21 protein-coding genes and 1 tRNA gene are annotated in these 19,375 nt (G+C 66.6%); 12 read left to right on the top strand and 10 right to left on the bottom strand.

Annotation, left to right across the window (positions count from 1 at the left end):
* Positions 1–10 precede the first annotated feature (10 nt).
* The 8 genes from tolQ to queC all read left to right on the top strand — a co-directional run bounded on the left by tolQ (position 11) and on the right by queC (position 6,920).
* Positions 11–790, top strand: coding sequence for a protein TolQ (gene tolQ, locus AC13GF_RS12365; protein WP_006438802.1), 780 nt, complete (start codon positions 11–13; stop codon positions 788–790).
* 24 nt (positions 791–814) lie between these two features.
* Positions 815–1,243 (top strand): protein TolR, encoded by a 429-nt coding sequence (gene tolR, locus AC13GF_RS12360; RefSeq protein ID WP_483004798.1) that lies wholly within the window; start codon positions 815–817, stop codon positions 1,241–1,243.
* Complete coding sequence (gene tolA / locus AC13GF_RS12355; protein WP_483004797.1) at positions 1,233–2,288, top strand: cell envelope integrity protein TolA; 1,056 nt, start codon at positions 1,233–1,235, stop codon at positions 2,286–2,288. The genes tolR and tolA overlap by 11 nt, the downstream gene beginning before the upstream one ends.
* Before the next feature lie 284 nt (positions 2,289–2,572).
* Entirely contained in the window at positions 2,573–3,892 is a 1,320-nt protein-coding gene (gene tolB, locus AC13GF_RS12350) for a Tol-Pal system beta propeller repeat protein TolB (protein ID WP_126929640.1), read from the top strand.
* A 64-nt stretch (positions 3,893–3,956) separates the two neighbouring features.
* Positions 3,957–4,475, top strand: coding sequence for a peptidoglycan-associated lipoprotein Pal (pal, locus tag AC13GF_RS12345; RefSeq protein ID WP_032128527.1), 519 nt, complete (start codon positions 3,957–3,959; stop codon positions 4,473–4,475).
* Between the two features lie 3 nt (positions 4,476–4,478).
* On the top strand, positions 4,479–5,297 hold the full coding sequence (ybgF, locus tag AC13GF_RS12340; RefSeq protein ID WP_126929639.1) for a tol-pal system protein YbgF: 819 nt from the start codon (positions 4,479–4,481) through the stop codon (positions 5,295–5,297).
* A 177-nt stretch (positions 5,298–5,474) separates the two neighbouring features.
* On the top strand, positions 5,475–6,176 hold the full coding sequence (gene queE, locus AC13GF_RS12335; RefSeq protein WP_483004796.1) for a 7-carboxy-7-deazaguanine synthase QueE: 702 nt from the start codon (positions 5,475–5,477) through the stop codon (positions 6,174–6,176).
* Between the two features lie 78 nt (positions 6,177–6,254).
* Positions 6,255–6,920 (top strand): 7-cyano-7-deazaguanine synthase QueC, encoded by a 666-nt coding sequence (gene queC / locus AC13GF_RS12330; protein WP_126929637.1) that lies wholly within the window; start codon positions 6,255–6,257, stop codon positions 6,918–6,920.
* A gap of 122 nt (positions 6,921–7,042) precedes the next feature.
* On the opposite strand, the gene AC13GF_RS12325 is transcribed toward queC, so the two are convergent.
* Positions 7,043–7,999 carry a DUF2268 domain-containing putative Zn-dependent protease gene (locus AC13GF_RS12325; protein WP_483004795.1) on the bottom strand — a complete coding sequence of 319 codons (957 nt, stop codon included), beginning with the start codon at positions 7,997–7,999 and terminating at the stop codon, positions 7,043–7,045.
* Positions 8,000–8,178: 179 nt separating this feature from the next.
* Between AC13GF_RS12325 and AC13GF_RS12320 the strand changes: the two genes are divergently transcribed.
* A tRNA-Lys gene (locus AC13GF_RS12320) sits at positions 8,179–8,254 on the top strand.
* Positions 8,255–8,329: 75 nt separating this feature from the next.
* On the opposite strand, the gene AC13GF_RS12315 is transcribed toward AC13GF_RS12320, so the two are convergent.
* Positions 8,330–8,647: a hypothetical protein gene (locus tag AC13GF_RS12315; RefSeq protein ID WP_483004794.1), complete on the bottom strand. Its 318-nt coding sequence runs from the start codon at positions 8,645–8,647 to the stop codon at positions 8,330–8,332.
* Between the two features lie 78 nt (positions 8,648–8,725).
* The gene (locus AC13GF_RS12310) at positions 8,726–9,016 is read right to left on the bottom strand and encodes a hypothetical protein (RefSeq protein ID WP_483004793.1); all 291 of its coding nucleotides are present in this window, start codon (positions 9,014–9,016) and stop codon (positions 8,726–8,728) included.
* A gap of 282 nt (positions 9,017–9,298) precedes the next feature.
* Between AC13GF_RS12310 and AC13GF_RS12305 the strand changes: the two genes are divergently transcribed.
* The gene (locus AC13GF_RS12305; RefSeq protein WP_483004792.1) at positions 9,299–10,138 is read left to right on the top strand and encodes an alpha/beta hydrolase; all 840 of its coding nucleotides are present in this window, start codon (positions 9,299–9,301) and stop codon (positions 10,136–10,138) included.
* An 84-nt stretch (positions 10,139–10,222) separates the two neighbouring features.
* Positions 10,223–11,161: an alpha/beta hydrolase gene (locus AC13GF_RS12300; RefSeq protein WP_483004791.1), complete on the top strand. Its 939-nt coding sequence runs from the start codon at positions 10,223–10,225 to the stop codon at positions 11,159–11,161.
* Positions 11,162–11,268: 107 nt separating this feature from the next.
* Here AC13GF_RS12300 and AC13GF_RS12295 read toward each other — a convergent pair whose 3' ends face one another.
* Together AC13GF_RS12295 and AC13GF_RS12290 are read right to left on the bottom strand one after the other, a co-directional pair.
* Complete coding sequence (locus AC13GF_RS12295; RefSeq protein ID WP_006385818.1) at positions 11,269–11,694, bottom strand: response regulator; 426 nt, start codon at positions 11,692–11,694, stop codon at positions 11,269–11,271.
* A 94-nt stretch (positions 11,695–11,788) separates the two neighbouring features.
* Positions 11,789–12,556, bottom strand: a complete 768-nt coding sequence (locus AC13GF_RS12290; RefSeq protein WP_483004790.1) for a CPBP family glutamic-type intramembrane protease — start codon at positions 12,554–12,556, stop codon at positions 11,789–11,791.
* A gap of 149 nt (positions 12,557–12,705) precedes the next feature.
* Here AC13GF_RS12290 and AC13GF_RS12285 point away from each other — a divergent pair, with 149 nt between their 5' ends.
* The gene (locus AC13GF_RS12285) at positions 12,706–13,032 is read left to right on the top strand and encodes a TFIIB-type zinc ribbon-containing protein (RefSeq protein WP_483004789.1); all 327 of its coding nucleotides are present in this window, start codon (positions 12,706–12,708) and stop codon (positions 13,030–13,032) included.
* 77 nt (positions 13,033–13,109) lie between these two features.
* Here the strand turns inward: AC13GF_RS12285 and AC13GF_RS12280 are convergent, their stop codons facing one another.
* The 5 genes from AC13GF_RS12280 to recQ form a co-directional block, all read right to left on the bottom strand.
* On the bottom strand, positions 13,110–13,622 hold the full coding sequence (locus AC13GF_RS12280) for a GNAT family N-acetyltransferase (RefSeq protein ID WP_483004788.1): 513 nt from the start codon (positions 13,620–13,622) through the stop codon (positions 13,110–13,112).
* An 81-nt stretch (positions 13,623–13,703) separates the two neighbouring features.
* The gene (locus tag AC13GF_RS12275; protein WP_483004787.1) at positions 13,704–14,723 is read right to left on the bottom strand and encodes a copper resistance protein B; all 1,020 of its coding nucleotides are present in this window, start codon (positions 14,721–14,723) and stop codon (positions 13,704–13,706) included.
* Complete coding sequence (locus AC13GF_RS12270) at positions 14,720–16,531, bottom strand: copper resistance system multicopper oxidase (RefSeq protein WP_483004786.1); 1,812 nt, start codon at positions 16,529–16,531, stop codon at positions 14,720–14,722. Before AC13GF_RS12270 ends, AC13GF_RS12275 begins: the two co-directional genes overlap by 4 nt.
* Positions 16,532–16,606: 75 nt before the next feature.
* Complete coding sequence (locus AC13GF_RS12265) at positions 16,607–16,987, bottom strand: CopL family metal-binding regulatory protein (protein ID WP_483004785.1); 381 nt, start codon at positions 16,985–16,987, stop codon at positions 16,607–16,609.
* Positions 16,988–17,081: 94 nt separating this feature from the next.
* Positions 17,082–18,887 carry a DNA helicase RecQ gene (recQ, locus tag AC13GF_RS12260; RefSeq protein WP_049400500.1) on the bottom strand — a complete coding sequence of 602 codons (1,806 nt, stop codon included), beginning with the start codon at positions 18,885–18,887 and terminating at the stop codon, positions 17,082–17,084.
* Between the last annotated feature and the right edge of the window lie 488 nt (positions 18,888–19,375).

Raw genomic sequence — 19,375 nt, 5'->3', positions numbered from 1 at the left:
GGAACAACGGATGATCGCAACGCTCCTGGCCCTGCAGGCCACGGTCACCGAGGCACTGCCGGCCGACGTCAGCAATGCCGCGACACAGACCCTTGCCCAGGCCACCACTGGCGGCGGCATCAACTACCTCGAGCTGATGGCCAAGGCCAGCCTGCCGGTGAAGATCATCGTGCTGCTGCTGCTGGTCGGCTCGTTCGTCAGCTGGGTGATCATTTTCCGCAAGGCCCGCGTGTTCAAGCAGGCCACCCGCGAAGCCGACGAGTTCGAGAACCGCTTCTGGTCCGGTGCGGACCTGGGCAAGCTGTACAGCTCGGCCACCGACCGCAGCCGCAATGTCGGCGGCCTGGAAGCGATCTTCGAAGCCGGTTTCCGCGAATACACCCGCCTGCGCGACAAGCGCCGGCTGGATGGCCGCGCGCAGCTGGAAGGCGCGCAGCGTGCCATGCGCACCACCTACACCCGCGAAGTGGACCAGCTTGAGCGCAACCTGGAACTGCTGGCCAACATCGGCTCGACCGCGCCGTACGTGGGCCTGGTCGGTACCGTGTTCGGCATCATGGTGACCATGCACGACATGATCAGCAGCGGTGCGCAGGCCGGCATCGCCGCCGTCGCGCCGGGCATCTCCGAAGCCCTGTTCGCCACCGCCATCGGCCTGTTCGTGGCGATCCCGGCGGTGTGGGCCTACAACCGCTTCACCACCCGCGTTGAGCGCATGTCGGTGCGGTTCGAGACCTTTGCCGAAGAGTTCAGCTCGATCCTGCAGCGCCAGAGCGCTGGCGACGAGTAAGCGCCTGACCCGGGAGTCCAAGCCATGTCCGCTGCCATCGGTCGCCGCAAGCGCCGCAAGCTGAAATCGGAAATCAACGTCGTTCCCTACATCGACGTCATGCTGGTGCTGCTGATCATCTTCATGGTCACCGCACCGCTGCTCACCCTGAGCTTCGACGTCGACCTGCCGCAGTCCAACGCCAAGGCGCTGGAGAGCAAGCAGGATCCGGTGATCGTCTCGGTGCGCCAGGACGGCCAGCTCAGCCTGAAGCTGCCTGACGCCAAGGACCCGACCGCCGTGTCGGCCGAGGAACTGGAAGGTCGCCTGTCCGGCATCGCCGCCCAGGACAAGGGCGTGCGCGTGATCGTCGCCGCCGACCGCGCCGTGGCCTATGAAAAGGTCATTGCCGCGATGGATGTGATCAAGCGCGCCAAGGTAGACAAGGTAGGCCTGGCCACCGATGCACGCTGACGCCCTGCCACCCCCGCATCAGCGCGAACCCGGCTGGGGCCTGCCCCTGGCGCTGGCGTTGCTGGTGCACCTGCTGGTTGCGCTGGTCTTTATCGTGGCTTGGTTCTGGTCGCCCGAGCGCAACACCGATGCCGCCGCCGGCGACCCCTCGGTCGAGGCCAGCCTGGCGCTGTCCGCGTCCGAGGCCTCCGCCGCACGCCAGGCCCTGCGCCAGTCGGAGAAGCTGGAGGACCTGCCGCCGCCGGTCGCCGAGCCGATCCCGGTGCCCGAGGACACCATTCCGCCGCCGCAGCCGATTCCCGAGCCGCGCCCGCAGGACGCCCCCACGCCGCAGCAGCAACAGGCGCAGGAGCGTGTCGCGCAGCCGGATACCAAGGACCAGGAAGCGGTGAGTGCACTGGCCATCTCGCAGGAGAAGGCCAAGCAGGAGCAGGAAGCCAAGCGCCGCCAGGAGCAGATCGACCTGACCGAACGCAAGCGCCAGGAAGAAGCAGAGCAGAAGCTGCGCCTGGCCAAGCAGCAGGAAGCGGACGAGAAGAAGAAGCAGGCCGAGCAGGAGCGCGTGGCGGCTGACAAGGCCGAGGCCGAGAAGCAGAAGAAGATCGCCGAGATCCGTGCCCGCCGCGAGCAGGCCGAGAAGGAAGCCAAGCTGGCCGAGCAGAAGCTGCGCCAGGTGGCCGCCGCGCGCAATGCCGCCGGCAGTGCCGCTGCTGGTTCCAGTGGTGCCTCGCAGCCGGCCGCCGGTGGTGGTGGCAACAGCGATGATCTTTCGGCCAAGTACGCGGCCGCGATCCAGGCCAAGGTGCTGTCGCAGTGGGTGCGCCCGGATACGGTGCCGCTGGGCCAGCGCTGCACCATCACCATCACCCAGATTCCGGGGGGCACGGTGATGCAGGCCAAGGTCAGCCCGAACTGCCCGTACGACGAGGCCGGCAAGCGTTCGATCGAGGCCGCCGTGCTCAACGCGCAGCCGCTGCCGTACCGCGGCTTCGAGTCGGTGTTCGCGCGCACGCTCAACTTCACCTTTACCGCCCAGGATCGCTGAGGCGGGCAGGGCAGGGGGGCTCTCGGGCCACCTGCGCCCACGGATGTCGCGCTTGCCTCTGGTGCGCTCGGTCTCGACCGGGCAGGCTTGGGGCTGCTGTCGAACACCGTCCTGTGGGGCGGTGTGACCGGGGCAGGCGGTGCGATGTTAGCCACGACGTTAACGGTGTGTGAGAGGACGGGCTGGAACTGACCCGGAATTCACGTACCCTTGGTTCATGATTGCGAAGCGGTTCACTCCCGCTTTGCTATCCCTCGTTCCGGTTTCCCCCTATTGAGCGCTCCATGAAAAAGATGCCTCGCTGGCTTGCCGTGTTTGCGGCCCTGTTGCTGCCCTTTGCTGCCGTCGCGCAGCAGAAGGGGCTGGATATCGACATCATCGGCGGCAATGCCTCCGCCCTGCCGATCACCATCGTGCCGATGCCCTACCAGGGTTCGGCGGCTGCACCGCAGACCGACGTCGCCGGCGTGGTCCGCGCCGACCTGGAGCGCTCGGGCCAGTTCCGCACGCTGCCGGAAGCGCAGATCGTCGAAAAGCCCGTGCGTGGCGGCGACATCCAGTTCGCCACCTGGCGCGCGCTGAAGCAGAACTACATCGTGGTCGGCCGCGTGCTTGATGCCGGTGCCGGCGCCTACCGCGTCGAGTACGAACTGTTCGACGTACCCAAGGGCGAGCGCCTGCTGGGCCTGGCGATGACCGCCCGTGGCAATGCCATGCGTGATGTCGCCCATCAGATGGCCGACGCCATCTACGAAAAGATCACCGGTGTGCGCGGCGCCTTCTGGACCCGCATCGCCTACGTGACCGCCAGCGGCAAGGGCGACGCCATGCGCTATGCGCTGATGGTGGCCGACTCCGACGGCTTTAATCCGCAGACCATCGTGCGTTCGGCCGAGCCGCTGTTGTCGCCGTCGTGGAGCCCGGATGGCAGCAAGCTGGCCTACGTCAGCTTCGAGCGTGGCAATTCGGCCATCTACATCCAGAACATCGGCACCGGCGCACGCGAGCTGGTCACCAGCTTCCGTGGCATCAACAGCGCCCCGGCGTTCTCGCCGGACGGCCGCAAGCTGGCCCTGACCCTGTCGCGTTCGGGCAACCCGGAAATCTACGTGATGGACCTGGGCAGCAAGCAGCTGACCCAGCTGACCAACCACTTCGCCATCGATACCGAGCCGACCTGGGCACCGGACGGCAGCGCGGTGTACTTCACCTCCGACCGCGGCGGCCGTCCGCAGGTCTACAAGGTCGGTGCGGGCGGCGGCAGCGCCGAGCGCGTGACCTTCCAGGGCAACTACAATGCCAAGCCCTCGGTGTCCTACGATGGCAAGAAGATCGCCGTCGCCCAGGGCTCGGGCAACAGCTACAAGATCGCGATGATGGACAGCTCGCTGGGTTCGCCCCGCTGGAGCACGCTGTCCCCGGGTTCGCTGGATGAATCTCCGAGCTTTGCGCCCAACGCAAGCATGGTGTTGTACGCCGCCCGCGAGGGTGGCCGTGGTGTGCTGTACGCCGTTTCTTCCGATGCGCGCGTGCGCCAGCGGTTGGTTCTGGCTGACGGAGATGTGCGCGAACCGGCATGGTCCCCATACCGTACCCAGCGCTAAAAGAGTGTTAATATTTTCGCTGTCTTGAACCCCTCATCGGCCTAGGAGCCACAAAGGTATCGCCATGAACAAGTCCACCCGCGTTCTGCTTGTTTCCCTGCTGTCTGTGGCCGTCCTGGCCGGTTGCTCGAAGAAGGTGAAGGAAGAGCCGGCAGCCCCGGTTGACACCGGCACCTCGACCACCACCCCGACCGCTCCGTCGACCTCCGGCCTGTACGGCCCGGGCGACCTGGACACCGACGCTTGCCTGCGCCAGCGCGTTGTCTACTTCGACCTGGACAAGGAAGACGTGAAGCCGGAATTCCAGGCCATCATGGCTTGCCACGCCAAGTACCTGCGTGACCGTCCGTCCTCGCGCATCACCCTGCAGGGCCACACCGACGAGCGCGGTTCGCGCGCGTACAACCAGGCCCTGGGTGAGCGTCGTGGCAACGGCGTCAACTCGGCCCTGCAGGCCAACGGTGGCTCGGCTTCGCAGCTGACCGTCGTGTCCTACGGTGAAGAGCGTCCGGTCTGCACCGAGTCGAACGAGTCCTGCTGGTCGCAGAACCGTCGCGTCGAAATCGTCTACACCGCGCAGTAATCCATGCGCATTGGCATCAAACTGATGCTGGTCGTTGCGGCAGCCCTCGTGGCTGCCGCACCGGCGCATGCACAGCGACAGAGCCTGGCCGACCGCGTTGGCGCGATCGAGCAGCAGATGTACAACAACAGTGCCAACCAGGACCTGTTGAACCAGATCAATCAGCTGCGGCAGCAGGTCACCAGCCTGCAGGCCTCGATCGAGCAGTTGCAGCACGACAACGCCCAGCTCAAGCAGTCCGCCCAGGACCAGTACCTGGATCTGGACAGCCGCCTGAACCGGTTGGAAGGGGGCAATGCCGCCCCGGCCCTGCCGCCCGTTCCGGCGAGCGCGCCGAAGGCCGCTCCGGCCCCGGCAAAACCCGCGACGGCGGCCACTTCCGAGCGGCCGCCTTCCGTCCATGGTGATGCCGGCAGCCTTGCCGCCACCGGCGACGAGCGCACCTCCTACAATGTCGCCTTCGATTCGCTGAAGGCCGGCAAGTACGATGACTCGGCGCAGCTGTTCCTGAGCTTCCTGCAGCTGTATCCGAACGGCGTCTACGCGCCGAACGCGCTGTACTGGCTGGGCGAGAGCTACTACGCCACCCGCAATTTCCCGATGGCCGAGACCCAGTTCCGCGAACTGCTCTCGCGCTATCCGACCCATGACAAGGCCGCTGGCGGCCTGCTCAAGGTCGGCCTCTCGCAGTACGGCGAGGGCAAGGTCGATCAGGCCCAGCAGACGCTGGAGACCGTCGTGGCGCAGTACCCCGGCTCGGACGCCGCGCGCACCGCGCAGGACCGTCTGCAGTCCATCCGCCTCGGCAGGCAGATCCGCTGATCCGCTGACCGGGCGTACAATGGGTGCCCTGTAGAGCCGAGCCCATGCTCGGCTGCTTTCGTTTCCGGATCGGCAAACCCCGTCCGGTTGCTGTTGTAGAGCCGAGCCATGCTCGGCTGCTTTCGTTACCGGCCACGGTAGCCCACCCGCCACGTGTCCCACCAAGAACTCCCCGCCATGACCGCCGTTACCCCGTCCAACGCCGCCGCCACGCCCAGTGAGATCGTGCAGTCGCCGCTGCCGCGCCTGAAGATCACCGAGATCTTCACCTCGCTGCAGGGCGAAGCCGATACCGCCGGCTGGCCGACCGTGTTCGTGCGCCTGACCGGTTGCCCGTTGCGTTGCCAGTACTGCGACACCGCCTATGCCTTCCACGGCGGCACCTGGTGGGACATCGACGACATCGTGGCCGAGGTGTTGGCCCAGGGCGTGCGTCACGTCTGCGTGACCGGCGGCGAGCCGCTGGCGCAGAAGCGCTGCCTGGTGCTGCTGCAGAAGCTGTGCGATGCCGGCATGGATGTCTCGCTGGAGACTTCCGGCGCGCTGGACGTCAGCGCGGTAGACCCGCGCGTGTCGCGCGTGGTCGACATCAAGACGCCGGGTTCGGCCGAGGCCGCCCGCAACCGCCTGGAAAACCTGCCGCTGCTGACTGCACGCGACCAGATCAAGTTCGTCATCTGCAACCGCGAGGATTACGACTGGGCCAAGGCGATGGTCGCCGAGCACGACCTGGTGAAGCGTTGCACCGTGTTCTTCTCGCCCAGCAAGGGTGAGATCACCGCGCGCCAGCTGGCCGACTGGATCGTCGAAGACCGGGTGCCGGTGCGCTTCCAGATGCAGTTGCATAAAATCCTGTGGAACGACGAGCCGGGCCGATGAGCCCGCCCAGCGTTCCCTGATGTAGCTCCGGCGCGGGACAGCGTGCTGGCTTTCCCCTCCCAACCGGACGTTTTTCCCATGAAGAAGGCAGTCGTGCTTCTCTCCGGCGGCATGGATTCAGCCGCCGTCATCGCCATGGCCCAGGAACAGGGCTTTGCCGTGCATGCCCTGAGCGTGCGCTACGGCCAGCGCCATACCTCCGAACTGGATGCTGCCGCCCGCGTGGCCAAGGCGCAGGGTGTGATCGCGCACAAGACCGTGGACGTGGACCTGCGCAGCATCGGTGGTTCGGCACTGACCGATGATATCGACGTGCCCGAGGCCGGTGGCGCCGGCATCCCCGTCACCTACGTGCCGGCGCGCAACACCATCATGCTGTCGCTGGCCCTGGGCTGGGCCGAAGTGCTCGGCGCCAACGACATCTTCTGCGGCGTCAACGCCGTGGACTACTCCGGCTACCCGGACTGCCGCCCCGAATTCGTGGCGGCATTCCAGGCACTGGCCAACCTGGCCACCAAGTCGGGCGTGGAAGGCGCAGGCATCAAGGTGCACGCACCGCTGCAGTTCCTCAGCAAGGGCCAGATCGTCAGCGAAGGCGTGCGCCTGGGCGTGGACTTCGGCCTGACCGTGTCCTGCTACAACGCCGACGCCAACGGCGCCGCCTGCGGCCACTGCGACGCCTGCCGCCTGCGCGCGCAGGGCTTCGCCGAAGCCGGCGTACCCGACCCGACGCTGTACGCCTGAAATACGGGTGCCGGGCATGGCCCGGCGCTGCCGGGGTCTGGAATCTGGTAGTGCCGGCCGCTGGCCGGCATTCCCGTGGGTGCCAACCTTGGTTGGCACTGTCCGCCAGACACGGCCCGGCGCTACCGCTGCCGCAACCACCCCGATGCTTCAATAAACGCCCGCACCGCCCCCGCATCGGCATAGTCCAGCTCGATCATCCGCGCGACACCGGCCTTCTCGTCGGCCTGCTGGCGCATGTACTCCTGCGCGATGCGGTAGCCGACGTAGTAGCCCAGATCACTCACCCCGAACGGATTGCGGGCACTGTTGTAGAGCCAGTTGTCCAGATCTTCACCGTCCATCTCCGCGACGAAGCGCGTGCGGATTTCCGCTTCGTGCGCGGGCCCGTAGCTGTACAGCGGCAACGCCGGCCGACGCCCGCTGAGCCGTTCGGCCACATACTCCGCCACACCTTCGCGCACCGCGTACTGCGCCAGGCTGCCGGCGGTCTCGCGCTGCTGGGTATGCACGTACTCGTGCAGGTTGTTCTGCGCGTTGTTCGCGCCCGGTCGGCTGTCGTAGAAGATCCGCAGGCGATCGCGCATGTTCGCCGGCAACTCGCTCACGTCCACGCGCTCATCGCCCAGCGCCATCTCCGCACCGATCAGTACCTTGTCACCCAGCGTGGTCCCGCCAGTACGCAGCACGCCCACGGCATAGGTGATGGTGGCCGGGCGCAGGGCGGGGTAGAGGGTGCGGAAGGCGGCCAGGTCCCGTTCCAGTGTGGCGCTGGCCTGCTGCGCGTTGGCGGTCAATGGGCGTACCGACGTCCAGAAGCGCGGCCACGCACGCATGGCCTCGGCGTATTCGCGGGCGGTGTAGTTGCGCACCTGCATCAGTGCATGCAGGCCGGGGCTGCCTGGATCGATGTAGCGCTCCTGCACCAGCGCGACCTGGCGTTCAACGTCGGGCTCGGCGCGCACCGCGTCATAGGTGGCCCAGAAGCGGGCAATGTCGTCGGTGACGACCTGGGATGGGGTGGCCAATGCCGTACAGGGCAGCAGCAGGGCGGCAATGAGGCAGAAGGGCAGGCGCATCCGTGGCTCCGGGCAGGAATCACAGCTGGGATGCGTCGGAGGCCCGGAAGGTTTAAGCCGACGGCCCAGATCGGGGTAGTGCCGGCCGCTGGCCGGCAACCTCAGCGCACCAGGGTTTCACCCGGCCCACCAAAGTAGGGTAGAATGCCCACCCCGCCGAAAGGCTGGGGCAGTGCAATGGGCCGTTAGCTCAGTCGGTAGAGCAGAAGACTTTTAATCTTTTGGTCGAAGGTTCGAATCCTTCACGGCCCACCATTGCATCCAATGACCCAGGTCATTCAGAAAGGCACCGCAATGCGGTGCCTTTTTTGTTGCCCTGGTTCGGGGCCTCTACTTCGCCCGCATTCCCTTGGCTTTTGCCGCCGCCGCGTCGGCAGCCTCCTGCGCAGCCGTCGCTGCCGCATTCGCGGAACGCGCCGCCTCCGCTTTTGCCGCCTCGAAATAGGTGAGCCGCTGCAGACTGGTTCTGCGTTCCAGTTCCATTGCTGCGGCGAAGCTCTCCGGATGCTTTGCAGCACAGGCCTCCTGCACCAGTTGCACGGCACGATCAGACAGCCCGGGCTGGATGTTGCCGAGCAGGCAATCGGCATACGGTACGGGCGCGGCCGGGCTGGCGGCCAGCGCGGCGATGAGCACGGCACTCAACATGCAAACCTCCTTGTAGGTTTCGAAGGGACTGGCGACCAGCCCGTCCCAAGTATGGACCGGTTCTGGTTGCAACGGCGACTACGCCGGCCGGATATCCCGGCACACCAGCTCCGCCAGCCCGCGGCAGGCGAAGAACAACCCATCGATTAGCCCCTCATCCAGATGGCGGTCGGGCGTGGCCATCGACCGGCAGCGTTCGGCGGCGTGCAGCATTTCCGCCACGGTCAGCATGCCAATGGCGGCACGCTCCGCGTGTGCCATCGCCTGTTCCCGCCCGGGCGGCAGATCGGTTTCCGGCCAGGGCAGGCCGTCGGCGCCGTCGCCATCGCGGATGCGCTTGAGGCATCCCCAGAATGCGCATCCACGCATGGCGTGGATCTACTTTCGCCTGAGAACAATCGCTGCGATGACGGCTGCGATGCCGACCGGGATCAGGACGACCGCCAGAAGAATGATCCAGTGCCAAATGCTGAAGCCCCCCATGTCCAACTCCTTGTAGGAAACGATGAATGTTAGCGAACGCGATTGCAGTCATTTCCCCGATACAGTTCAAGCATCGCGCAGCGCCTTAGCATACGTGCAGGCATGCCGAATCGGCCGACGCCTTGGCCTTGGCGTTATGCTCGGCACTTTCCCAGGGTGGGCCGCTCCATGCGCTTGATCGTGCTGTCGCTGTTGTTGTCCGTCGTCTCCGCCGCGCCGCTGATGGCCGCCGAATCCGCGCCGCCTGCCGCCGCCCCACTGGTCATCGGTGAGACCTTCACCATCGAGTCGAAGGCGCTGGGCGAAACCCGCCGCATCAACGTCTATCGCCCGCAGCCTTGGGACCTGGACCCGAAAACGCCGCTGCCGGTGCTCTACATGGCCGACGGTGGAATCGGCGAGGACTTCCTGCACGTGGCCGGGCTGGTGCAGGTACTGAGTGGCAACGGCAGCATGCGCCCGGTCCTGCTGGTCGGCATCGAGAACACCGAGCGCCGCCGCGACATGACCGGCCCCAGCAAGGATCCGCAGGATCAGAAGATCGCACCGCGCATCGGTGGCTCGGCGGCCTACCGTACCTTCCTGCGCGATGAACTGATGCCGCAGGTGCGCCAGCGCTACCCGACCACCGACGAGCGTGCGCTCATCGGCGAGTCGCTGGCCGGCCTGTTCGTGGTCGAAACGCTGCTGCAGGAGCCGACGCTGTTCAACAGCTACATCGCGCTGGATCCCAGCCTGTGGTGGAACCGAGGCACGATGCTGGCCGGCGCAGCCAAGCAGCTGCCGGCGGTGACGCGCGCGCAGCCGCGCGTGTTCCTGGCCAGTAGTGGTCAGCCGGAGCTGGCTGCGTCCGCCGCGCAGTTGGCCACGCTGCTGCAGCAAGCCTCGCCGTCGCCACTGGTGAAGTACCTGCCGCTGCCGGAGGAAACCCACGCCACGATCTACCACCCGGCCGCCTTGCAGGCGCTGCGCACGCTGTTCCCGGCACCGCCGCCGGCCTCGCCCTGATCCGGCGTGGCACTGCATCGCACGACGTGTGAGGATGCGGTAGCGGCGCCACCCGGGTGCGCCGCCCGCAACGGGAGAGCGTGGATGCAGCGTGTGCGTGTATGGAGCGTGGTGGCCTGCCTGGCCGTGAGTGGCTGTGCGAAGTCGGTGGCACCACCGGCAACGCAGAACGAAACGAAGGAAAGCGCGGCCACCGCCAGGCCAGGCGTGGTGCTGCCGGATACCGAAGCGCTGCGCGTACATGACCCGGTGGGGCGCGCTTACCCGATCTGGGTGGCGCTGCCGGCCGACTATGCGGCGCACCCTGAAAAGCGCTATCCGGTGCTGTACGTGACCGATGCGCTGTACAGCTTCCCGTTGGTGCGCAGCGTGCGCAACATGGTCGGGCAGAAGGGCGTCAACATCGAGGATTTCATCCTGGTCGGGCTGCCGCCGCAGGAGGGGCTGACTTCGAAGCAGAGCCGCTCGTGTGATTACACCCCCAGCAATCCGGCGCGTACCGATCCGCGTGATTACAGCGATGACGTGAGCTACGGCGGCGCGGCGCACTATCGCGATTTCCTGGCCGAGCGGGTGCTGCCGATGATCGATGCGCGCTACCGCACCGATCCGGCGCGGCGTGCCTATGCCGGCCATTCCTATGGCGGCCTGTTCGGTGCCTACGTGCTGACCACGCGCCCGGACATGTTCCGGACCTACATCCTGTCCAGCCCGTCGCTGTGGTTCGACAACCACATTGTGCCGCGCATGCAAGCCGAGGCCGCGGCGCCCATGCAGCCGACCACGGTGGTGCTGTCAGTCGGCAGTTTCGAGACGGTCAAACCCGAACCGCGTTATTTCACCCGCAACGACATGCTGCGCCACAACGCCGAATTCGCCGAGCAGCTACGCGCCAGCGGGCATTCGCTGAAAGTGGAGAACCTGGTGATCGATGACGAGGACCACTTCACGGTCTACCCGGACATGATCACCCGCGCGTTGCTGAAGGTGTTCCCGGGCAGCGGGCCGTACAGCAGCGGTTGATCGCAGGTTCAATCCACGCATGGCGTGGATCTACCGGGGTTGTTGACGTAGATCCACGCCGACGAGAAACGGAATCAGTAGATCCACGCCATGCGTGGATGATCCCCTCAGGCCGCGCTGGCCTGCGGCGGCGGCATCAACGTGGCATCCGCTGCGTGCCGGAAGCACAGGCGGATGGCATCGAGCAGCTCGCTCATGCTGTACGGCTTGGGCAGGAAGTGGATGCCGGCGCGCAGCTGCGGAAGCACACGGTGCTGGTCCATGCCGGAGGTGACCAGGATCGGCAGCTGCGGCAGGTGCTCGCGCACGCGGTTGGCGGTTTCGATGCCACTGATGCCCCCCAGGCAGACGTCGGTGAACAGCAGGTCGAACGGTTCGCCGGCGTTGAGCAGGCCCAGTGCGGCCTCGGCGCTGCTGACAGCGGTGACCTGGCAGGCCTGGCTTTCCAGGGCGAGGCGACTGAGTTCCTGGGTTTCCTCGGCGTCCTCGATCAGCAGGACGCGCGGTTCCACAAAGCGCTTGGACAGCAACATGACGCGGCAACTCCGGACAACAGGGGGAGCGAAAGGCGCGCAAGTATGCGCAAGCCGGTAGTGATCCCGGCGTGCACGGCAAGCTAAGTGGGCGTTACAACCGCGTCTGGCGCCGGCGACGCACGTGCCAGGCCAGGATCGCGACCGCGAGCAGGGCGGTGCCGATGCGCAGGCCGGTGGCCTGCCAGCCCAGTGCAACGGCGTCATCAAGGCTGAACACGTTCCAGGCCAGGTTCATTGAAACGTGCAGGACCAGGCCGCACCACAGGGTGTCACCGTCGAGGTGGTCGAGCCAGGCGAAGATGAAGCCGCCCAGGGCGATCACCGCGCCGACGAACAGCGCGATGCCGCCACCGTCGAACCCACCGAAGCCCAGCCAGTGGACCATGCCGAACAGCAGTGCCTGCGGCAGTGCGAGCCATGGCCAGGGGCCGCGCACGATCTTCACCAGCAGCACGAAGCCGAGGCCTCGGAACAGGACTTCCTCGGCCAGCGGGAACAGCACCGCCAGCATCGTGGCATCCAGTGCGGTCAGTGCCTTGTTCGGTGTACCGAGCAGCGCCAGGCCCAGCCAACAGGGCAGGCTGGCCAGCAACACCCACATTGGACCGCTCCAGCCGTTTGTGCGCAGCCCGAGGCTGGCCAGCAGGCTCATGCCACGGGGCCGCAGCAGCGCGGCCAGCAGCAGTGCCACCAGTACCGCCAGCGTGTTGTCCAACAGGCTGCCGCCATAGGGCATGGGCAGTGCGGGAATCGGGGTGCCGATGGCCGCGGCGATATCCCGCAGGTTCAGGCCAAGGCCGACGCCCAGCAGGACCAGCAACAGGCGCGCGGTGGTGGGCAGGCGGGACAGCACGGTCATGTACGCATTCCCTGCGGAACAAGGGCGCAGTGTGCCGCGCGGTACGCATGTGGGCACGCGTCGGAAGTCCCTGTGTCATCGGTCATGCGTTGCCGCACAGTCATCACAGGGCAGGTACAGTCGTTACCAGACCGACAGGAGCAATGCCGATGCTGTGCCCCGTGTGCAAGACCCAGACCCTGCAGATGGCCGAACGCCATGGCATCGAGATCGACTATTGCCCCAGCTGCCGTGGTGTCTGGCTGGATCGTGGCGAACTGGACAAGATCATCGAGCGCGCCGGTGCCGGTGCCGGTGCCGGTGCCGGTGCGGCCGTGCCGCCGCCTGCGCCTGTGCAGGCTCAGCCGGCGACCACGCCGCCGCCGGTGATGCATCGTGATACCCGCCACTTGGGCCAGCGCTACGAGGACAACCGTGGGCACGGTTACAAGAAAAAGAAGAAGGACAGCTTCCTGTCTGAGTTGTTCGATTTCTAGTTTGTAGCGTCGAGCCATGCTCGACTGTTGGCGGTAACAGCCAGTCGAGCAAGCTCGACTCTACATGGAGCGCGTGATCACGGCCGCCGAAGGATGAACTCGCGGTCGTGGGTATCGCCCACGATGAAGTCGTACTCGCCAGCCTTGCTGCAGCCGTAGCGCGCGTAGAAGCGCTGCGCGCCGAAGTTCTCTTCCCATACGCCCACCCACAGGGTGCGGCGGTGCGGCTGGTCCAGCCAGGCCATGAACGCATCCATCAGGCGTGCGCCATGGCCGCCGTTCTGGTGTGCAGCCAGGATGTAGAACCGCTTCAGTTCGATGTCGCCCTCGCGTGCATCCGTGTGCGGCAGGGTGTTGGCACCGGCGGCCAGATAACCGACCACGGCGTCGCCGTCCAGCAACAGCCAGATGGCACTGCGTGGGTCGGAAAGTTCGATGCGCTGCGGTTCGCTGCTGTAGTGATCCTGCAGGAAATCGTGCAGCTCCTGCGGCGGATAGGAATCGCCCCAGGTTTCGTTGTAGGTGGCGATGGCGATCGCCGACAGCGCGTCGACATCGGCAAGGGTGGCGCGGCGGATCTGCAACGACATGGCGGTGCCTGCATTGGAACGTGGCGCAGTGTAGCCGGCCCCGGCGGCTGCCGGGGCTGGCCACTGCTCACGTAACGCTGCTCAGAACCACATGCGCACGCCAGCGACCCAACGCGTGTCGCGCGCGTGGTCACCGGCATAGTCGGCGGTGTCGCCAAAACTGCGTTCGTGACTGATGCCGATGTAGGGCGCGAAGCGACGGCTGAACTCGTAGCGCAGGCGCAGGCCGGCCTCTACCTTGTTCAGGCCACGGCCGATGCCGTACTCCTGCTCGTCCTTGGCCGCAACGGTGGCTTCCAGCAGCGGCTGCAGGATCAAACGGTTGGTCAGCAGCACGTCGTACTCGACCTCGGCCTTGGCCAGCACCTGGCCGCCGGAGCCCATGTACAGCGTGGCCGAGCTTTCGAACTTGTACGGCGCCAGGCCCTGGATGCCGATGGCCGCCCACGTCCGCGAGTCGGCCGGCCGGAAGTCCTGGCGCACACCGACCAGCACGTCCCACCACGGCGACACGCTGCGGCCATACAGCGCTTCCAGCGACGATGATTCGGTGCGGCCACGGCTGCGTTCGCCATCGGTGCGCAACCACAGGCGGTTGATGTTGCCGCCGATCCAACCCGTGGCCTCCCAGGCCTGGCCGTTGCTGCTCTTGCCATCCCAATGCTCAAGCCGGTCAATCAGCAGCAGGCTGTTGATCTCCGGCGCATGCTCCATCGCACCGTGGGCGATGGGCGGGAACGCAGCGGCGCGATCAGCATCGGTGGGTACCGGAATCGGCTCACGCGGTTCGGTGGGCGCGGGCGTGCCATGACCCATCGCCGCATGATCCATCTTGGAAGGGTCCATCGCCGCCGGTTGCATCGCGCCATGGTCCATCTTCGAGTGATCCATGGCTGAGTGGTCCATCGCGCCCGAATCCATCTTCGAATGATCCATCTTCGAATGATCGACCTGTTCGGCCGGCGCCTTGGCAGACTTCGCGGTTTTCGCGGGCGGATCCATCGCGGCCATGTCATGACCGGCGTGCGACTGCGCGAACACCGGCATTGCGGCGGCCAGGCCCAGGGCCAGCAGGCTGGGGGAAAGCAGTGAGCGGCTCATTCTTCGATCCTCACTTCGCGCATCATGCCCGCTTCCATGTGGTACAGCAGATGGCAGTGGTAGGCCCAGCGGCCGAGTGCATCGGCGCGCACGCGGTAGCTGCGGCGGGTGCCCGGCGGCATGTCGATGGTGTGCTTGCGCAGCTGGAACTCGCCCTGTGCGTTTTCCAGGTCGCTCCACACGCCGTGCAGGTGGATCGGATGCTGCATCATGGTGTCGTTGACCAGCACGATGCGCATGCGCTCGCCGTAGTTCAGCCGCAGCGGTTCGGCGCTGGCAAACGGGATGCCATCGAACGACCAGGAGAACTTCTCCATGTGGCCGGTCAGGTGCAGTTCGATCTCGCGGCTCGGCTCGCGGCCATCCGGGTCTTCGAACAGGCTGCGCATCGCGCCGTAGGTCAGCACCTGGCGGCCGTTGTCGCGCAGACCGATGCCGGGGTCGTCCAGCTTCGGTTCGGTGGCCGAGCTCTGCATGTCCACCAGCGGGTTGTTGCGCTCGCTGGCCGGATGCTTCGGTGCCTTGCTGGCGGTATCGCCGCCGGCGGGTGCGCCGTGGCCCATGCTGGCGCCACAGCCGCCTTCCATGCTCTTCATCGCGGCCATGTCGTGGCCACCGTGGCCACCACTGCCCATGTCGTGGCCCATGTCGCTCATCGTCAGCAACGGGCGCGGGTCGCGCGCGGGAATCGGTGCCTGCAGCCCGTGGCGTACCGCCAGCGTACCGGCGGCATAGCCGGTGCGGCCCATGTCCTGGCAGAAAATGGTGAACGCATCCTGGCCGGTGGGTTCGACCAGCACGTCGTAGGTTTCGGCGGGAGCGATGCGGAATTCGTCGATGCTGACCGGGTGGATGTACTGGCCGTCAGCGGCGACCACGGTCATCTTCAAACCGGGGATGCGCACGTCGAAGTAGGTCATCGACCCGCCGTTGATGAAGCGCAGCAGCACCTTTTCGCCACTGCGGAACAGGCCGGTCCAGTTGCCGGCCGGGGCGGTGCCGTTCATCAGGTAGGTGTAGGTATGCGCGTTGATATCGGAGATATCGGTGGGCGTCATCCGCATCCGGCCCCACATGCCACGGTCGGACAGCGCCGCCGACCAGCCGTCGCGTTTTGCATCGCGCAGGAAGTCGGGCAGGGTGCGCTTGTAGTAGTTGTCGTGCTCGGCCAGCTTCTTCATGCGCCGGAACAGCGCGCCCGGGTCCATGTCGGTCCAGTCGGACAGCATGATCACGTGCTCGCGGTCGTGGTGGTACGGCGCCGGTTCGGCTGGATCGATGATCAGCGCGCCGTACAGGCCGGCCTGCTCCTGAAACATCGAGTGGCTGTGGTACCAGTAGGTGCCCGACTGCTTCAGCTCGAAGTGGTAGTGGTAGGTCTCGCCGGGGCCGATGCCGTTGAAGCTCAGGCCGGGCACGCCGTCCATGTTGGCCGGCAGCAGGATGCCGTGCCAGTGGATCGAGGTCGGATGGCGTTCCAGCGTGTTGCGCACGAACAGGTCCACGGTCTGGCCTTCGCGCCAGCGCAGGATCGGGGCCGGCAGCGAACCGTTGACGGTGATCGCCGGGCGGGTGCGGCCGGTGAAATTGGCCAGCGATTCGCCGATGGCCAGTTCGATGCGGGTGTCGCTGAGTACGGCGGGAGCGCCGGCCAGCCGTGGGGCGGCAGTGGCGGCGGCGAGCGCACGCTGCGGCACGCCGACAGCGGCGATGCCGGCAACTACGCCGCCGGCGGCCAGGCCCTGCACGAACAGGCGGCGCGACGGCATGGGCACAGCGCCCGGACCGGGGGGAATACGGGTATTCATGGTGGTGACTCCAGACACGTAAAGACGCCGGCAGGCGGCCGGCTACGGTGCGCAGGGCGCACGGTGCGTGTGGAATCAGCCGATGGGAGGACGCGAGATCGGCGGCAGCGGCGGTGCCGGACGGCCAGTGGCCGGCATCGGCTGCGGGGCCAGCGACAACGCCGGGCCGGCCATGAACGGCAACGCCTGCACCACCAGCAGCGGGTGCTGGGCGCAGCTGCGCACGCAGTCCTTGATCTGGCAGTGGGCGTCGTGGGCGGGGGCCTTGGTCTGCGGGGCCTGGTCGGCCTGCATGCCGGCGTGGTGGTGGCAGTCGGCGTCGCCGCCATCAAGGGCGGCTACTGCGTGGGCCATCCGGCCCATTTCCTCGTGGCCACTGGCCATGGCCGCGTTCAGCCCGTTGAGCAACAGGCTGAGCATGAGCACGACACGGAGCAGGGTCGAGGCCAGGGACATGGCGCTAATCTAGCTGCAAGTGGCCGCGGATGCACTTCCCGCTGAATGGCCGGTTCAAGGTTGGACCAGCACCAATGTAGAGCCGAGTCCGCCGCTACCCTTCTTCACGCACGATTTCGACCAGGCGCGGGCCGTAGCGGCTCAGCTTGGTACCACCGATGCCGCCGACCCGGGCCAGTTCGTCCAGGCTGGTCGGGCGCTGCTCGGCGATGTTGCGCAGGGTACTGTCGTGGAAGATCACGAAGGCCGGCACGTTCTGTTCGCGGGCCAGTTCAGCACGCAGGCCGCGCAGGGCATTGAACAGGGCCAGGTCCTGCGGCAGCACCGACAGGCCGGTGCGCTGCGCGCTGCGTTCGCGTCCGCTGGTGCTGCTGGCCGGGTCGCGGCGCATGCTGATCTGGCGGCGGCCGGTCAGCACGTCGCGGCTGGCATCGGTCAGGCGCAGGCCACCGTGGCCCTCGCTGTCCACTTCCAGCAGGCTGGCGGCGACCAGCTGGCGGAACACACTGCGCCAGGTGCGCGCATCCAGATCGCGGCCGATGGCGTAGGTGCTGAGCTTGTCGTGGCCCTGCTGCTTCACCTTCTCGTTCTCGCTGCCGCGCAGGACGTCGATCAGGTGACCGACGCCGAAGCGCTGGCCGCTGCGGTAAACGCAGCTCAGCGCCTTCTGCGCCGGAATGGTTGCGTCCCACGAGGCCGGCGGTGTCAGGCAATTGTCGCAGTTGCCGCAGGGCTGGGGATAGGTCTCGCCGAAACCGGCCAGCAGCACCTGGCGGCGGCACTGCATCGACTCGCAGTAACCCAGCAGGTGATCGAGCTTGGACCGCTCCAGCTGCTTGCGCTCTTCGCCGGCCTCGGACTGCTCGATCATCTGCTTGAGCAGCACCACATCGCCCAGGCCGTAGCACAGCCAGGCCTCGGCGGCCTCGCCATCGCGGCCGGCGCGACCGGTTTCCTGGTAGTAGCCTTCCATCGACTTGGGCAGGTCGGTATGCGCCACGAAGCGCACGTCCGGCTTGTCGATGCCCATGCCGAAGGCGATGGTGGCGCACATCACGATGCCATCCTCGCGCAGGAAGCGGCGCTGGTTGTTGGCGCGCACGTCCGGCGGCAGGCCGGCATGGTAGGGCAGGGCGTTGAAGCCCTGGCCGCAGAGGAATTCGGCGGTCTCTTCAACCTTGCGCCGTGACATGCAGTAGACGATGCCGGCCTCGCCACGGTGGCCGCGCAGGAAATCGGTCAGCTGCTTGCGGGCATTGTCCTTCTGCACCACGGTGTAGCGGATGTTGGGGCGGTCGAAGGAACTGACGAAATGACGTGCTTCCTGCAGATCGAGGCGCTCGGCGATCTCGCGCTGGGTCGGCGGGTCGGCGGTGGCGGTCAGAGCGATCCGCGGGATCTGCGGCCAACGCTCGTGCAGCACGGTCAGCTGGCGGTATTCGGGGCGGAAGTCATGGCCCCACTGCGAGACGCAGTGTGCTTCGTCGATGGCGAACAGGGCGATCTGGCTGCGTGACAGCAACGACAGGAAGCGACCGGTCAGCAGCCGCTCGGGCGCGACATAGAGCATGTCCAGCTCACCAGCGAGCAGTTCGCGCTCGACGCGGCCGGCGGTCTCGGCATCCAGGGTTGAATTCAGGTACTCAGCACGCACGCCGAGCTGGCGCAGGGCTTCGACCTGGTCCTGCATCAGCGCGATCAGCGGCGAGATGACGATGCCACATCCGTCACGCAGCAGAGCCGGGACCTGGTAGCACAGCGACTTGCCGCCGCCGGTGGGCATCAGCACCAGGGCATCGTGACCGGCAGCCACATGCTCCACGATGTCCTGCTGGGGACCACGGAAATCGTCGTAACCAAAGACGCGTTGGAGCAGGTCGTGCGCGGGACGGGAAGCCATCCGGCTAGTTTACCCCGGCGGGGGAGTCTCGGCAGGGCTGCGCCCTGCACCCGCCGAATCAACGGCAACGTCAACGTCAAGAGCGGGCCACCCGTGGGTTGGCGGGGCGGTGTCGGATTGCGGGGACGCCGTGAACCCATCCTTGGGGGCTTGGCAGCCGCATCCATGCGGCTGACACCCCGCAATCCGACACCGCCCCGCCTTCGACAGTTGGCCGGCGGCTCGTAGATCCACGCCATGCGTGGATGAAATCTGTCAGATATCGACAAACATAGTGGGATCAGATCTGTTTTCCTGCGGAAAACGGATCTGATCCCAATGGCTTTGCTGGCAGATCGCGGAAATCTGTCGAAGGCGGGGTGGGTCCGGTGGCAGGGGTGTCCGCGGCATGGATGCCGCGGCCAAGCCCCCAAGGATGGGTTTACGGCGTCCCCTGCCGCCGGACCCACCCCGCCAACCCACAGGAAACCAGCTTTTGCTCCGGCCGT

It is taken from the genome of Stenotrophomonas sp. 22LJNL06-5-1 (assembly GCF_056861455.1).
The sequence above is the reverse complement of the archived record's forward strand: the minus strand, read 5'-3'. Positions and strand labels throughout refer to the sequence as shown.